The following is a 13955-nucleotide window of genomic DNA, read 5'->3' on the forward strand; positions in this document are numbered from 1 at the left end:
TGCTATTTCTGTCAGGATATCTTGAACATCTTCTCGACTGGATTTGACGAGAATTCCGTGTTTGATTGCGAGTTGAATGCGGACTCGATCGAGAGATACTGGTTTACCGTCAATTTCGATTCGCTTGCTGAGTTTATTCAAGCGAAGCCGTTTTCCAAATTTTCTAATGATTTTTCGGTAATCCTGAATCATTCTGTCATCTGAATTTAAAATATTAAATTCAGATACTTCTGATTCGGAGGTAGCTAAGTTAGCCAAGTCAGATTCAGCCTCTGCCTCCAATAATGAAACTAAATGATCAGGTTGCAAAGACTTAATGAATCGCCAGTATTCACCTTTAATGCAGCTTTCAATCCCATCACTAAAATATTTTGAGATGCTGGCGATCGGGTTCGACTTAACTGCGGAATTCCAAATTTGCTCCCACTCTTGTTCATCCCAGCCACCGCCGGGAGAACAGCGCCGACAAGCATCAAGAAACAGAGTGTAGGCATCCTCATTGGTTATCTGTCCCAATCGGCTGAACTCGGATTGAACTCCGATCAAGTCCCGTGCCAGTGTTGCCATTGAGGTATTGCGGAGAGTCGCTACCCCATTCAAAAATTCCTTATTAGGTTTCCCAAGAGCGCACTGTAGGGAAATTGGCATCGGCACCGGAACAGTAAGCTCTTTATACCGTTGAGATATTTGCTCCGGTCTTATTAGTGTTGCAGTTGCCGTGGCAGAACCATTGCTACTACTGATGGCGGATGCAGGTGCGGGTGTGGGCGTGGATGCGGATGCGTAGCACGGGCGAGGCGCTTCGCGCATCGTAGCAGCTTGGCGCTGTTGCAGTTCGAGTTGTTGCTGAGCGAGTAACTTTTGGCGTTGTTCGAGCTCTCTTTGTTTCCGAGCCAGGAACTCTTGATAGAGAATGAGGAGCCGATCGCGCAAATCACTGTAGCTGTAGCGAGTGCCTGACTCTTCAACAATTTCGGTTTTTCTGGGTTGGCGATCGGGCTTAACGTGCCACGCACCCGCCAGTCGAAAAACACGACTGGGATTTTTATTGCTCTCGTCTGCTTCCATGACTTGAATCAGAAGCACTTGCAGTTCCCGCCATTGTTCCGGTGCGATCGGCTCATCAAAAAGCCAGTAGGGCTGCATGGACTTATCACCGCTAAAAATGGTGAAGGTCGGTTGAACAAAACCTACTTCCTGCCATTTTTCAAATTGTTTAGCTAGCGGGATGTCGTCCCATTCACAAAAAATGGCACAACATTGTGTAATGTCAGCATCGCTGTGTCCATCTTTCCCTGAAGCTGTCTCTGCACCTGCGCCATTGACTACAACATAAACACCGCGGTTATCGGCTTGATATTGTTCAATTTGTTGCCAGTTGAGGCCAGAGAGTTTCCGACCTTTATCTTTTTTCTTGCGTTCGTCAGAATGGTGATAGAAAAACCTTAACAAAGCTTGCCCTGGTTGATAACCCAACAAAGTTAGGTGTTTCTGTGCCAGTTCACGATCGATTTTCATTTTTTGTAACTCCAGAATTTGAATTTTTTGTAACTAAAGCTTGCAATTGATTACGCAAACGATAGATTTCCTGATTGACCAATGATCGTTGTTCCTCCAAATCATTAATTTTTTCTATGAGTCGTGTAATTTTTTGGGTTTCAATTGCCTTAACTTCGTTAGCCGCGAAAGTACCTTAAGCTGGATCTGACCAATAGCACTCAGCACACAAACCGTTAGTCAATAAACCGAAACGTCTTTTCCCGTCTTTGTGATAATTCGATCGGCACCATCCGTTTTGAGTCATTTAAGCTTTTCCTGAGTTTTATTTTCATCCGCTTGCATAATCAAGCTTTTGAAGCAAAGGAGTCCATTGCTCTGAAAAGATTCTGGGGTTTTCAAGCGTGGTTTTTCGTTCAGGAGTGCGATTTGGTTGTTTTCACTGCCAGAATAGTGATGCAACAGGATTGGGGCTGCAATTCCATCCTGTTACTGAACTTTATTAGGAGCGAACACTCATGTACGCTATGATAGTATAGAACATGAGTGTGCGTTAATGCACATGGCAAAAAAATTAGATGACCAAAGTCTTATGTACCTGTACAAACGTTTGGGCTATAGCCAAAAACAATTTGCCGAGATTCTGACTCGGCGGTTTGCTGAAATAGGAAGTGGGCGCAAAGTTACTCCAAAAAGCCTGAGAGAGTGGAATAACGGGGCGTTTGAGCCTCGCCTTACACCCCGTGAAACCCTGGAAATGTGTCTGCTCTTGCAGTGCAATCTCTACGATCTGGCTCAAGCCACTGGCAAAAAAAGAGTTGTCCAGCTCGAAAAAAAAGCCTGTTGAAAAATAAGTAACAAAAACATAGAAACACTGCTGTGCGTTTTTTGGTGTTTTTGTGTTATCTTGATTCTAGAGCCGAAGAACTTCTCAACTCGGAAATATAGAGTTAGGAAGTGCAGAACCTTATTGTCAAAAATGGAGATATTAAGGTGAAATAACGGCGAAAGAATAAGGAATAATGGTGAAAATAATGGCAAAATTACCGACAACGTTTCAAACACTTGATTTGACAGGATTTGAGTTCGATCGCCGTCAGCAATACACAGGAATCAGTCGAGAAATGATTGATTTTACGTGTGCTGTACTCAATAAAAATCGTATAGGCATTGTGGTTCGGAGTGTGGGTGCAGCACTCAAGGAAATTTACGGAATCGGAGGGAGCACCGATATTATCTGCAAATTGCTGAAAGAATGGCGTACAGATAATCTGTCGCTGATGAAGCAAGGAAAATCAGAGAAGGATTTAGCAACAGCACTGTTGGAAGCAGCGGACGATGGTTTGCTGGAGGACTCCGAAATACCTGAAGATATTCTCAAGGTTGCTCATCAAATGGCGATCGCGTTCTACAGACTGGCTTATCAAAAAGCTGATACGAGTGTGAGTGGCGATCGGATGAAACAGTTAGCTGCTGAAAATGAGTTGATGCGCCAACAACTCAAAGATTTTCCTCAGAATAAAATGGAGTTGGAGTTTTTCAAATCAGAATACGAACGCCAACGCAACGAACTCCGGCAAGCTTACATGGATCTCAATAAACAAAAGTTGGCAGATTCTGAAGAATTTCGTCAACAGTTGGATTTACTTGTTGCCGAAAACAACGAACTCAAAGCTAAACTCTCAGTTGCTGAAAAACGATTGCTCGAAGTTGCAGAATTTGAAACGGCTTCTCGCGATCGACTTAACGAAATGTCTAAACTTAATGGACAAATCGAAGCACGGGAACGAGAAGTGTCCAGTCTCCATTCTCAAATCCAAGCTCTGCAATCACAAGTTGGTGAGAAACAAGTCCTAGAATCTCAAATAGAACAGCTAAGAGCTCAACTTAAAGAAGCTTCGACAACAATCACTAACCTGCAAACTCAACAGAAAATCAGTGGGGCTTTAGAAGTCGATCGAGAATTTGATGATAGTGATGATGGTATCGTTACAGACGCACAGCTTATGGTCGAAAACGAGACTTTGCATGGTGATTTGTCTGATGCTCTCAAAGAAATTGAAGAATTGAAAAGCATGATAGCTCATTTATCACCTGTTATCACTTCTGACAACACTTCGGATAACGTTTCTGACAACACTTCTGATAATGTTTCTGATAACGTTTCTGAAAAAACTCCCAGTAAAAGCAAGAAACAAAAACTTGCTCTTGTTCACTAGAAACAGAAACAGAAACAAAAACTCAGTAACAGCTCTCAACAACTGTTACTGAGAAAAAAGAGAGAAAGTTTGGGTTTCGGGGTTTGAGTTTTGAGTATTGAGTGAGGACTTAAACTCAATACTCATAATCACTCTCGTATCAACCAGTAATCGTCAACCAGTAATAGGGTAATTGGCAATCGGTACTTGGTAATCGGTAGTAAGTAGATAGACGGGATTAAACCGAATAATGTAACCGTATGTAAATAGGCTTAAGTTAGCCAGTAGAAAGCATTTGGACACTTTACATCGTTTACATAGTTGCGTTTTAAAGCGCCGACTTACTTAATCAGGGGATAGAAACATGATAGACTTAAAAAAAGAAATTCAGCTAATGTTGATGGCACGATTTCCTTTGTTGTGGGTAGTAAGCCCAGAAGAGGAAACCGCCGAAGAAATTTTGTGTGATATAGCAAAAGCTAAGGAAGGGCAAATCTACTTCTGGGATTTTGCCCGTGGTTGGACGGATTCGGGTACATCCAAGGGAAATCCGATGCAAGCCTTGGAGCGGATTAGCAAAGCGCCGACAATGGAACAAGTCACTGTCTTTGTCATGAAAGACATCGCGACTCTGATTGCACCGGGTGCGAATGGGCAGATAGCAAGTAACCAACTAGCGATCGTCCGGGAACTGAAAAATCTGGCAAAACAAATAGCCCGTGACCGTCGCTGCCTCGTCATCCTCTCTGACCAACTGAGAATTCCACAAGAACTGCGCGAAGAAATTACGGTAGTGGATATCTCGCTGCCGACCATCGATGAAATATCAAAGCTAATCGATCGACTGGTTGGCAAGGAAATTAAACTCAACGCAGAACAACGGCAACAGCTAACAAAGGCTTGCCAGGGGCTGACTCGGTGCCGAATCTCTCGCGTCCTTGCCAAGTGCTTAGTTCTTGGAAAAGTTGATATTCGGGCCCTCGCTGCGGTCATCGAGGAAAAGCGCCAAACCATCCGAGAGACAGGCATCCTCGAATTTATCCCGGTTCAATCAGGTCTGGAGTCGATCGGCGGACTCGAAAATCTCAAGCAATGGGTAACAGTTCGATCGCACTCTTTCAGTGACCAAGCCCGTGAATATGGTTTGCCCAATCCCAAGGGGGTACTGCTCGCCGGCATTCAGGGAACGGGTAAGTCGCTCCTAGCCAAGACGATCGCGGTTGAATGGAAACTCCCGCTGCTGCGCCTCGATGTCGGTCGAGTCTTTGGCCGCATGGTCGGCGAAAGCGAGAGCCGGATCAGACACGTCATTAAGTTAGCCGAGGCGATCGCACCATGCGTTTTATTCCTTGACGAAATTGATAAGGCCTTCGCCAACATCACCTCTGGCATGGATGGTGACTCAGGAACTTCCCCGCGGGTATTCGGCGCGCTGCTGACCTGGATGCAAGGTGCGATTCGTTGTAGCGTGAATCACGGTACTCAACCCGTACATAACGCTGCCAACCAAATCTAGAAATAGATTTGGTTGAACTCTCGGTCTGATGCGAGTGAAAGTCTCGCCTACCAGACTCAGGTATGACTCCCTATCTGCCCACGCCGACTAGACTCGATTTCTAGAGAGCGAAGCTGGGAACAGGGCGCAATCAGACATCCGTTGTGGGGTGACACTGGCGCTAATGGGGGGTTTCTACGGTGAAACAGAGCCTAGAAAAGCGACCTACCAGGAAGCGGGACACAATGCAAAAACCCGACTTAATTGGAGACAATCCCGCCGCATATCCTGCATATAGCGGCAAGAGTCTAGGGGTTCCAATGGTCGAATTGGCTACACCTAAGGAAACGAACAATCTAACCGAGGGAACGAATAAAAACGGTTCAAGGGTCAAGGGAATGTCAAAACCTAAGTAGGACAGACGAGAGTCGGAATCCCCTTGAATCGGGTAGGACAGACCGTAATTGGTCTGAGGTGTTCAGAATACACAAGTTGGAGCAGAGCATGATTAGACACAGCAGTAATGCTAGTGAATCTTGGAAGACCCTCCCCTGGAAGAAATTCCAGAAGAACTTATTCCGCCTACAAAAACGAGTGTACAAAGCGATTCAAGTTGGCGACAAGCGCAAAGCTATGTCCCTTCAGAGGTTGATTCTCAAGTCAACCGCCGCCAGGATGCTGGCAATACGCCAGGTAACGCAGCTAAATGCTGGGAAAAGAACGGCAGGTATAGACGGTAAAGCCTCACTCAACCATGAGGAAAGGCTGAATCTGAGCAATGAACTTAGAGCCAAAAGTAGCAACTGGAAACACCAGAAACTACGGGAAATACCCATACCAAAGAAGGACGGGACAACTCGCCTCCTAAAAGTGCCTACCATTGGGGATAGAGCTTGGCAATGTCTCGTCAAGCTTGCCTTAGAACCAGCACATGAGGCAATTTTCCACGCCAGGAGTTACGGGTTCAGAACAGGTAGGGCGACACATGACGCTCAGAAAATCTTGTTCAATAACCTACGATCCGCCTGCAACGGAATAGAAAAACGAGTCATTGAACTCGATATCGAAAAATGCTTCGATAGGATTGCTCACAAATCCATAATGGAACGACTCATTGCTCCAAAGGGTATAAAACTCGGAATATACCGATGCCTTAAAGCAGGAGTCAACCCAGAATTCCCTGAACAGGGAACCCCGCAAGGGGGGGTGGTGAGTCCCCTACTAGCTAACATTGCACTCAATGGCATAGAGGACATCCACCAGTCTGTGCGATACGCAGATGATATGGTGTTCATTCTCAAGCCCAAAGACGATGCAGTGGCAATACTTGAGCAAATAAGCCAGTTTCTAGCAGAAAGGGGGATGAAGATTAATGAAAAGAAAACCAAGCTAACCGCTACGACAGATGGGTTTGATTTTCTTGGCTGGCACTTCAAAGTGCAAAGTAACGGAAAGTTCAGATGCGTTCCTTCAGTGGATAATTTCAAAGCTTTTCGTCAGAAAGTAAAACACATCGTCAACAACTCGAATTATGGTGCTACCACAAAGGCTGAGAAATTAGCCCCTGTAGTTAGAGGCTGGAGGAATTACCACCGCTTTTGCAAGATGGACGGGTCAAGAAACTCGCTATATCACATCCAAGCAAGGGCTTACAGGGTATTCAATAAGGAATCAAATCAGAATCGCCATACCAGCAAGAAATTGCTGGATAAAGCGTTCCCAACGGTTCCACACTCCGAAAACAAACATATCAATGTCAAAGGGGAGAAATCACCCCACGACGGAGATATTGCTTACTGGAGCGAACGTAACAGCAAGCTCTATGATAGCGAAACCTCTAAAGCTCTCAAAAAGCAAAACCATTCATGTGGTCATTGCGGCTTAAAAATGCTTAGTGACGAGAAGGTACACCTCCATCATGTCGATGGAAACCATAAAAATTGGCAGAAAGATAACCTTCTAGCTATCCACGAAAGCTGCCACGATTACATCCACATGAGCAAAAGCGAAAGCTAAGAACATCGGGAGCCGGATGCACCGAAAGGCGCACGTCCGGATCTAACTGAGAGGAGCGGGAGATAATACTCCCCTTCGACTCAAACAAAAGACCGCGCCGGTATTCGTAGTGATGACTGCGAACCGCGCCGAAGTTTTGCCGGCCGAGCTAATTCGGAAAGGTCGGATTGATGAAATTTTCTGGGTTGACCTGCCCAACCACTCAGAGCGGGAAGCAATTTTCCGAGTTCACCTCACCCGCATCCGTCCTAATCGAGTTAAGTCGGGAGACTTCGATTGCGGAATGCTGGCAAGTCAGTCACCGTCTCTCTCCGGTGCGGAGATTGAGCAAGTTATCTACGACGCAATGCAATCTGGTTTCAGCGCCGGACGCGAATTCACAGAGCGAGATTTGACCATAGCGATTACTGGGTGCGTCCCGTTAGCGCGGATCGCTCAAGGTCAAATTGACGACCTTAAAACTTGGGCAATTCGATCGGGCGCTAAATCCGCTAGTATCGCCGATCGGACTGAAACACATTCCACTTCCTATTCTCATCTTTCTCCTCTTGAGGTTGACGAAAATTAATCATTATCAGAAAGCGAAGTACAACTGCTTCGCTTTTTGCTTCTGATTTGTGAAACAAGTCATTTAATAGTTAAGGAATTGGTCACATAAATTAAGGCACGATATGCAACCACATTTTGTTCATCCTTTGTCAAGCTTGGAAACTATCGAGACTGATAAAGGCAAAAAAGAAGTAATGAATAGTTGGGCATTTGCCTCAATGATTTGGTCAAGCGCCGTGGCTGGTCAAACAAATGCTTTAGCAATAGTCAACGAACTATTTACTAACAAAGATTAAATTCCCACTTTTCTCGAAGCTTCTAAAGCTGGAAACCAAGCAGCAATAGCGGGTGCGATGCGCTACGCGCCCGCAAGCTACGCAATTATTGCATTTGCCATTGATGACAAATTAGCCGAAGCATTTGAACTAAATAAAGGTTCAGAACATTGAAAAGATGAGGTAATGCTTCGCTGTAAGGAAATGATGTTTTTAATTTAGCAATCAGATTATGGCAAAGGCAATGATGGATGCTGAAACACTCTTGCAGAATTTGCAACATTTTTGTGGAAGTGAGCAATATTACAGACATTTTCTTGGGCTTTGTTACACCGAGGGAGTTAAATATTTGGCTGAGAATGCTCAATGCTTTTGGTTGCTTGATGCGTAGCTTGCGGGCGCGTAGCGCATCGGCTCTCATCAGCCCAGAGTTACGAGAAAACACAGCTTAACCGAGTTTCAACTTTGGTTCCTTCATGTCGGAAATGCACATGAGTTTATTAAGCCCAGACGAGGTAATGCTGCGGTATTGACTTGTTGGGAAGATTTGCCAACCCCAGAAACCCAACCTGCGATTATTCAACAGATACCAATTACCGATTTTCCCTTGCCTGAAATCAAGCTTTATGTACAAGAGAAAATCCTTCTGTTGCCACAGGAAAATTAAGCCTTAAGAATCTATCCAGTTCTCCAACACAGGAAACTGGACAGAGACACTCAATCACCCCACTTACATAGGAGCAAATCAAATGACTGACAGCCAAAAAATCCCTGAAATCACACTCCAATAAAAGCAAAAACAATTGGAAGCATTGCAGGCAGAGGTTGACATAATTTTTGCTGAAGCAATCATTAATCAGGTCAAAAAAGCCGATTTTGCTATTGAGACTTGGGTAAATGCAGTGCAACAAAAAGCGCCTTATGTAGCGATCGCCAGTCGCATGATTCACCAAAGCACAAATTTTCAGGGAGACGAAATGTTGCAATTCCTGCGATTTCTAGCTAAGGGAACTCTTGAAAAAAATGAGTCGATCGCAGAGTGGGCAGTCAATTTAATAAATGATGGTTTAGTTATCAGCAACAGTCTCAAATAGGAAAGCTAAAATGGCAAATTTGAAATGCAAAATCTGCAAGGGTCGGCTACTGTTTCTTGGTCAATTAGGATACTTGAGAAACTTTACTTGCCGACACTGTGGAATCAGTTTTAGCCAAAGTCCGAAAATTGTCAGAGACGAATTCGATCGCATTATTTCTGTCAAATACTAATCAGGCAACTCACACAAACAAAACAATGCGTTAATTGTCCGTGGAAAGTAAACCGAGATTTGAGCCAAATTCCTGGCTATAACCGGGAAAATCATCAAGCTTTGAATGAGACGATCGCCAATCCACACAGTGATATTTCAGAAGTTATTCATCAATTAACAAGCCCTAAAGTGGCAATGGGTTGTCACTATTCCACAGATGACAAACTGCTTGAATGTGTTGGTTGGATTTACAACCAACTTCGGAACAATAATCTAGCTTTGCGACTGGCATTAATTCGGTCACGTCAGATAAGAAAACTTGAGATTGATGGCGCACAAAGGGCAACTTTTGATGAAACTTTAAAAGACTAATTCTATGACAATTGTAAAGTCATAGTTAAATTAGCGCTTCGCTTTTAAGGCTTAAGGAAGGCAGTTTATATTACATCTTAGCTGCTTTCTTCTCCAATCACTAACACCATGAAACACATTGTTGTCCTAGAAATTATTGATGAAAAAAATCTGACAGCAGAAGTTTTGCAGGAACCGCCAATGGTTTTAACTTGGTGGGGAATGTTTTTCTTGTTTAATCGTAAAACGGCTCAAGATTCGATCACTGAAGGTCAAATCATTACCTATATCTATATCGAGATATACGGCTGTGCTTTACGAAGCATAAAAACTTCAGAAGTAGTAAAAAATTTGGGGTGAATATCATGGATGCTGAGAGAGAACAACAAGTAATAGACGAAGCCGAAAGAATTCAAAAAGAGGTTGATAAAGTCTTTGAATTAGCTCGATCGAATAACTGGAGTTTGGAACAATTTGCGGTCAAATTTCTAGCAGGCGCAACAGATTTTGACTTAGCATATATTGCCATTGGTTCTCAACTTGTTCAAAATGTTACGGGATTAGATGGTCAAAGTTCGGTCGAAATCCTCAAGTATTTGATTGCTCAAGTCATAGATAAAAATTCCATAAAAATTAGACAAGCACAGGAACTTTTTTATCGCGGACTACTTATCAACAAACACTACGCTGAACAACGATTTGCAGCAGATAAACGGCAAGAGAAAACCTTGAAACAAACCTCAAAAAAAAAGAGAAATTAGGATGAAAACTTACAAAGCTGATGACACAGTAGGACAACTGAAACTATCGATCGCACTTCATCTCTTACCAAACCTTCCACCAATTCCGCATCAAGAATACAGACTGATTGTTGCTGACCCGCCGTGGGCTTACTCTCTCAGGGAAACAGACAAAACTCACCGGGGCCGTTGCAGCTACCCATCCATGACCGATGAGGAAATTCTGAAGATGCCGATAAGTGCGATCGCCAGCAATGACTCTTATCTGCTGCTGTGGGTAACAAATAACCATCAAGCGCTAGGGTTCCGGTGTCTCGATCGCTGGGGATTTACCCATCACAGCACCTTCACCTGGGAGAAAATAACCAAGGATGGCAGACCTCATGGCGGGCTAGGTCATTATGGCCGGAATTGCACAGAGCATTTTCTGGTGGCAACCAAAGGTACACCGGGGAGTTTTACCACTCACGGTCTAACCAACATCAACAACATCATCAGAGCTCCCCGCACCAAGCATTCAGAGAAACCCAAACAGTTTTGGACGATCGCCGATCGACTCGCTGTGAAGCTGGAAAACTGCAAGAAATTGGGCAAGTTATCGCACCCGTCGAGGATTGAACTATTCGCTCGGGAACAACGAAAAAACTGGGACTGCTGGGGTGCTGAAGCTAATTTATCTAGTGCTTCGCAATAAAGTTTTGAGTTCCAATACCAAACCTACTATGAAATCTAATGAATTGCCAGAAACTCAGAACGGATTAGTAACAGTTTCTGATTTTTATGCACATCAGCATGAGTCGATGCGCTACGCGCCCGCAAGCTACGAAACCGCACTGAAAAATACTGAGACTCCGCATCAGATAGAGTTTCATCCTTTCGATCCTGATGCGCTCTGGAAACAAGGTGCTTTCAGAGTTTATGTTGCTCCAGAACATCTCCAAGCAGCCACAGATTTGTGTATGTCGATGCGCTACGCGCCCGCAAGCTACGAATTTGCCAGAAAATAAATAGCGTAATTACTGGGTCGCTCCCAGTTCTAAAAATGGTTTCACCTCAGATAAATATTGCCGGGTTGCACAAAGTAGCTGATTTTCGGTTCAATCAGCATCATAAAGTTGTTTCTGTTATCAAAAAAATGACTCATCAGCTAGAGTTTTACGTTTATCAAGGCAAGTTTACCCTTTACGTTTTACCTGAAGACATTGAAGCTGCAAAAGTATTATTGGGAATCCCAATTGAGTAATAGCGTAATAACTGGATCGCTCTTGCCAAAACCAGTCAAGCCAGAACACAATTTTAGTGCTTCGCTATGGGATATTGATTGATTTTCTACGTCGTTTACTGGAGCCAAGATGTCACGATTTTACGCTTTAATCAACTCAACAGGAATTCAAGAGGTAGAAGCAACTGAAATGCCAACGGTTCCAGAAATTCAAAAGCTTGTAGGCATTCCCGGTGAAGAAGCTTTCTTTGAAGGGGTTTATCAGCGCTATTCTGACCTGTCGATCGCTATTTTGTGTGACGACAACTTCTTAATGAAAGCCTGTCAACCAACCTTACTTACTCCTGATGGCATTACTCTTCAGGGACAGCTTTTGATTGTGGCACTGGATACGCAAATTGAAGATTTCTGCCTTTTGACTCAGAAACAGCTAGAAATTGTCAAAAAAGAAAGCAAAGTTTATCCGTTAACGCCACGCTAGCAACAATTCACCCGCCCGTCATGTCCGAGTTCAAATACTGGACATGACTCGGTTCAACATCAAGAAAACACCAACTGCAAACCCAAATGGATAACAATCTATATCGCCGAATTGTTCAGTATTCTATTGAAATTGCTGGACGACATTCATTGCCCTGGCCCGGTTTGTACACGGCCAGAAGTGTGTATAACCTTCTCAAGAATTCTCCGCCTCTTTTTCCAGAAGAGATTGGGGGTCAATTAGGCAATTTATCAGCAGAATATGTCAATCAAATCATTTTGGCTTTACAAAATGGGGGAATCGACATTAAAGTAATTCCCACAGAAACGCTAACTGGTAGACCCAAAGTGAAATATTCGATCGACAACGATACCTACACCTAGCTCCTGAGTTTGTAACTGGTAATCCAGCCAAGTTAATTTTCTTTTCTAAACAGAAGTATGTGACGCTCGGAGAGACTTCAATTAAACTCTATCTGAGTAAGGAAAGCGCTTGGGAAACTGCTTGTCTTGATGCTATTTCTGAAGTGGGTTTCTAGAAAATAACTGATTCTGCTGTTACAAAGTCAATCATTACTCAAGTCATAAAGAAAGCTACGGAATTGATTAATTTTTTAAAGTGGTGGTTGACATAACTGTTTCTTGTTTTTTGTTTTTTGTAATGTTTCTGGTAACGTTTCTAGCAATGTTTTTCGTAATGTTTTTAAAGCTTCGCTTGTGGGGGGGTTGAGCTGGAGGATTAAAATAATGGCAGATTTTGACATAGAACAGGGTACTTGGGAAAGCAAAGATGGCAAACTGATAAAATATACGAAAGAAAGTTGCCTGCTTAATAGCTACGATGATTGGAATGAATATCATCTGCAAATTACCCGATGGCCACAAACTACGTCAATTGAGATTGTAGTGCTTAGTGGTGATCAAGGATTTGATTCTGAGAGCAGATGGTCGCATTCCGAAATTCATCGGTTGACCAAATTGCCTCATGCAGAATTTGCTGTACGCAAATATGAATTAATTCAAGAAATCCTGAGACTAGCAAATGAAAAGTTGGGTTATTTAACACTTTAAGAGCGCATATCTGGGTCGCTCCCAGAATTCTTTACCATGCACGAATGCAAAATCAGCCTGGGCAAAACCATTAAAAATGCTCGGCAAGAGCATGGATTTAGCCAGCAAGATTTGTGTAAATTGCTGGTTGCGCCGTCAGACTGTTTAATGACGATCGACCGCTGCCTGCTAGCAAAAATCGAAAACAACCGAGTTGATGTGCGATCGGATGAGTATGACTGGCTCATGCCCAAATTTGCTGAAATATTCTCCTGTGATATTGCTTGGCTTGAAGAAATCCGTCAGCACACCGAAGTCGAACCTTTCGATTTTAGCAAAGCGCTAGCCGTATTTCCCGTTTACTTTAACGAGAAAACCTATGACCTATAAAACAGTGTATCTGCATCGGGTGGTGGCAGAACAGACCGTCGATCGTAAGCTCAGACCCGGTGAAGTTGTTCATCACCTGGACGAGGACAAATCTAATAATTCGCCAGAAAATCTGGTGATTTATTTGTTCCAGTGCTTCTGTTCACAGACGCCCTGAATGTCCGTTCTCTGAGACAAAAACTTGAAGCCCATCGTCCTCTGATTCAAGTAGGCGATTTGTGGCTTTAAATCAACAGCTTGCTCAAATAAGTTATTCCAGTTCCAGTAAACCATTTTGGGTATTTCCATAAAAAGACAACACATAGTTCTGACCGTCACAACAGCTTTGACCCTCGTAACAGCTTTGACCAGTCCTTTGTTTACTGGTGTTCAAGGGAGTGAAACTGGACAAACCGAAGTTGACCAATATCGGGCGTGAATACGATGAAGAGTCCTATCCGATCGG

The 13955-nt window shown here is 43.6% G+C and carries 19 protein-coding genes and 2 pseudogenes; 19 read left to right on the plus strand and 2 right to left on the minus strand.

What is annotated here, in order from left to right:
• Positions 1–1518 (minus strand): annotated as a pseudogene (locus tag ACUVJL_RS07855) (hypothetical protein); the annotation flags it as partial.
• A gap of 541 nt (positions 1519–2059) precedes the next feature.
• Between ACUVJL_RS07855 and ACUVJL_RS07860 the strand changes: the two are divergent.
• The 19 genes and pseudogenes from ACUVJL_RS07860 (at position 2060) to ACUVJL_RS07950 (ending at position 13667) form a co-directional block, all read left to right on the plus strand.
• On the plus strand, positions 2060–2344 hold the full coding sequence (locus ACUVJL_RS07860; protein WP_333308692.1) for a transcriptional regulator: 285 nt from the start codon (positions 2060–2062) through the stop codon (positions 2342–2344).
• A 187-nt stretch (positions 2345–2531) separates the two neighbouring features.
• Complete coding sequence (locus ACUVJL_RS07865) at positions 2532–3716, plus strand: hypothetical protein (protein ID WP_445245335.1); 1185 nt, start codon at positions 2532–2534, stop codon at positions 3714–3716.
• A gap of 343 nt (positions 3717–4059) precedes the next feature.
• Complete coding sequence (locus ACUVJL_RS07870; protein WP_445245336.1) at positions 4060–5211, plus strand: AAA family ATPase; 1152 nt, start codon at positions 4060–4062, stop codon at positions 5209–5211.
• 483 nt (positions 5212–5694) lie between these two features.
• Positions 5695–7206, plus strand: coding sequence for a group II intron reverse transcriptase/maturase (locus ACUVJL_RS07875; RefSeq protein ID WP_445245337.1), 1512 nt, complete (start codon positions 5695–5697; stop codon positions 7204–7206).
• 112 nt (positions 7207–7318) lie between these two features.
• Positions 7319–7774: a hypothetical protein gene (locus ACUVJL_RS07880; RefSeq protein ID WP_445245338.1), complete on the plus strand. Its 456-nt coding sequence runs from the start codon at positions 7319–7321 to the stop codon at positions 7772–7774.
• A gap of 103 nt (positions 7775–7877) precedes the next feature.
• The gene (locus ACUVJL_RS07885; protein ID WP_445245339.1) at positions 7878–8051 is read left to right on the plus strand and encodes a hypothetical protein; all 174 of its coding nucleotides are present in this window, start codon (positions 7878–7880) and stop codon (positions 8049–8051) included.
• Positions 8052–8277: 226 nt separating this feature from the next.
• Positions 8278–8697, plus strand: a pseudogene (locus tag ACUVJL_RS07890) (DUF6876 family protein).
• Positions 8698–8833: 136 nt separating this feature from the next.
• Positions 8834–9124: a hypothetical protein gene (locus tag ACUVJL_RS07895; RefSeq protein ID WP_445245340.1), complete on the plus strand. Its 291-nt coding sequence runs from the start codon at positions 8834–8836 to the stop codon at positions 9122–9124.
• 171 nt (positions 9125–9295) lie between these two features.
• On the plus strand, positions 9296–9649 hold the full coding sequence (locus ACUVJL_RS07900; RefSeq protein ID WP_445245351.1) for a DUF6283 family protein: 354 nt from the start codon (positions 9296–9298) through the stop codon (positions 9647–9649).
• Between the two features lie 108 nt (positions 9650–9757).
• Entirely contained in the window at positions 9758–9988 is a 231-nt protein-coding gene (locus ACUVJL_RS07905) for a hypothetical protein (protein ID WP_445245341.1), read from the plus strand.
• Positions 9985–10389 carry a hypothetical protein gene (locus ACUVJL_RS07910; RefSeq protein WP_445245342.1) on the plus strand — a complete coding sequence of 135 codons (405 nt, stop codon included), beginning with the start codon at positions 9985–9987 and terminating at the stop codon, positions 10387–10389. Before ACUVJL_RS07905 ends, ACUVJL_RS07910 begins: the two co-directional genes overlap by 4 nt.
• 1 nt (position 10390) lies before the next feature.
• Entirely contained in the window at positions 10391–11062 is a 672-nt protein-coding gene (locus tag ACUVJL_RS07915; protein WP_445245343.1) for an MT-A70 family methyltransferase, read from the plus strand.
• 28 nt (positions 11063–11090) lie between these two features.
• Positions 11091–11375: a hypothetical protein gene (locus tag ACUVJL_RS07920; RefSeq protein ID WP_445245344.1), complete on the plus strand. Its 285-nt coding sequence runs from the start codon at positions 11091–11093 to the stop codon at positions 11373–11375.
• Positions 11376–11410: 35 nt separating this feature from the next.
• A complete protein-coding gene (locus ACUVJL_RS07925; protein ID WP_445245345.1) occupies positions 11411–11611 on the plus strand; it encodes a hypothetical protein in 201 nt (66 codons plus the stop codon).
• A 109-nt stretch (positions 11612–11720) separates the two neighbouring features.
• Positions 11721–12071 carry a hypothetical protein gene (locus ACUVJL_RS07930; RefSeq protein WP_445245346.1) on the plus strand — a complete coding sequence of 117 codons (351 nt, stop codon included), beginning with the start codon at positions 11721–11723 and terminating at the stop codon, positions 12069–12071.
• A gap of 86 nt (positions 12072–12157) precedes the next feature.
• Positions 12158–12454 (plus strand): hypothetical protein, encoded by a 297-nt coding sequence (locus ACUVJL_RS07935; protein WP_445245347.1) that lies wholly within the window; start codon positions 12158–12160, stop codon positions 12452–12454.
• A 363-nt stretch (positions 12455–12817) separates the two neighbouring features.
• Positions 12818–13141: a hypothetical protein gene (locus tag ACUVJL_RS07940; RefSeq protein ID WP_445245348.1), complete on the plus strand. Its 324-nt coding sequence runs from the start codon at positions 12818–12820 to the stop codon at positions 13139–13141.
• Positions 13142–13177: 36 nt separating this feature from the next.
• On the plus strand, positions 13178–13510 hold the full coding sequence (locus ACUVJL_RS07945) for a helix-turn-helix domain-containing protein (RefSeq protein ID WP_445245349.1): 333 nt from the start codon (positions 13178–13180) through the stop codon (positions 13508–13510).
• Positions 13500–13667: an HNH endonuclease gene (locus ACUVJL_RS07950; RefSeq protein ID WP_445245350.1), complete on the plus strand. Its 168-nt coding sequence runs from the start codon at positions 13500–13502 to the stop codon at positions 13665–13667. The genes ACUVJL_RS07945 and ACUVJL_RS07950 overlap by 11 nt, the downstream gene beginning before the upstream one ends.
• Here ACUVJL_RS07950 and ACUVJL_RS07955 read toward each other — a convergent pair.
• Positions 13631–13783: a hypothetical protein gene (locus ACUVJL_RS07955; RefSeq protein ID WP_445245352.1), complete on the minus strand. Its 153-nt coding sequence runs from the start codon at positions 13781–13783 to the stop codon at positions 13631–13633. The two genes, ACUVJL_RS07950 and ACUVJL_RS07955, sit on opposite strands and share 37 nt — an antisense overlap.
• Between the last annotated feature and the right edge of the window lie 172 nt (positions 13784–13955).

Source organism: Microcoleus sp. OTE_8_concoct_300 (assembly GCF_031383065.1).
Lineage (GTDB): Bacteria > Cyanobacteriota > Cyanobacteriia > Cyanobacteriales > Microcoleaceae > Microcoleus.

Bases quoted from the DNA above. Each gene is read 5' to 3' on its own strand.
- ACUVJL_RS07880 (WP_445245338.1), top strand. From the start codon at position 7,319: ATGACTGCGAACCGCGCCGAAGTTTTGCCGGCCGAGCTAATTCGGAAA.
- ACUVJL_RS07955 (WP_445245352.1), bottom strand. From the start codon at position 13,783: ATGGTTTACTGGAACTGGAATAACTTATTTGAGCAAGCTGTTGATTTA.
- ACUVJL_RS07945 (WP_445245349.1), top strand. From the start codon at position 13,178: ATGCACGAATGCAAAATCAGCCTGGGCAAAACCATTAAAAATGCTCGG.
- ACUVJL_RS07870 (WP_445245336.1), top strand. From the start codon at position 4,060: ATGATAGACTTAAAAAAAGAAATTCAGCTAATGTTGATGGCACGATTT.
- ACUVJL_RS07905 (WP_445245341.1), top strand. From the start codon at position 9,758: ATGAAACACATTGTTGTCCTAGAAATTATTGATGAAAAAAATCTGACA.
- ACUVJL_RS07865 (WP_445245335.1), top strand. From the start codon at position 2,532: ATGGCAAAATTACCGACAACGTTTCAAACACTTGATTTGACAGGATTT.
- ACUVJL_RS07875 (WP_445245337.1), top strand. From the start codon at position 5,695: ATGATTAGACACAGCAGTAATGCTAGTGAATCTTGGAAGACCCTCCCC.
- ACUVJL_RS07860 (WP_333308692.1), top strand. From the start codon at position 2,060: ATGGCAAAAAAATTAGATGACCAAAGTCTTATGTACCTGTACAAACGT.
- ACUVJL_RS07935 (WP_445245347.1), top strand. From the start codon at position 12,158: ATGGATAACAATCTATATCGCCGAATTGTTCAGTATTCTATTGAAATT.
- ACUVJL_RS07925 (WP_445245345.1), top strand. From the start codon at position 11,411: ATGGTTTCACCTCAGATAAATATTGCCGGGTTGCACAAAGTAGCTGAT.
- ACUVJL_RS07885 (WP_445245339.1), top strand. From the start codon at position 7,878: ATGCAACCACATTTTGTTCATCCTTTGTCAAGCTTGGAAACTATCGAG.
- ACUVJL_RS07915 (WP_445245343.1), top strand. From the start codon at position 10,391: ATGAAAACTTACAAAGCTGATGACACAGTAGGACAACTGAAACTATCG.
- ACUVJL_RS07950 (WP_445245350.1), top strand. From the start codon at position 13,500: ATGACCTATAAAACAGTGTATCTGCATCGGGTGGTGGCAGAACAGACC.
- ACUVJL_RS07930 (WP_445245346.1), top strand. From the start codon at position 11,721: ATGTCACGATTTTACGCTTTAATCAACTCAACAGGAATTCAAGAGGTA.
- ACUVJL_RS07940 (WP_445245348.1), top strand. From the start codon at position 12,818: ATGGCAGATTTTGACATAGAACAGGGTACTTGGGAAAGCAAAGATGGC.
- ACUVJL_RS07920 (WP_445245344.1), top strand. From the start codon at position 11,091: ATGAAATCTAATGAATTGCCAGAAACTCAGAACGGATTAGTAACAGTT.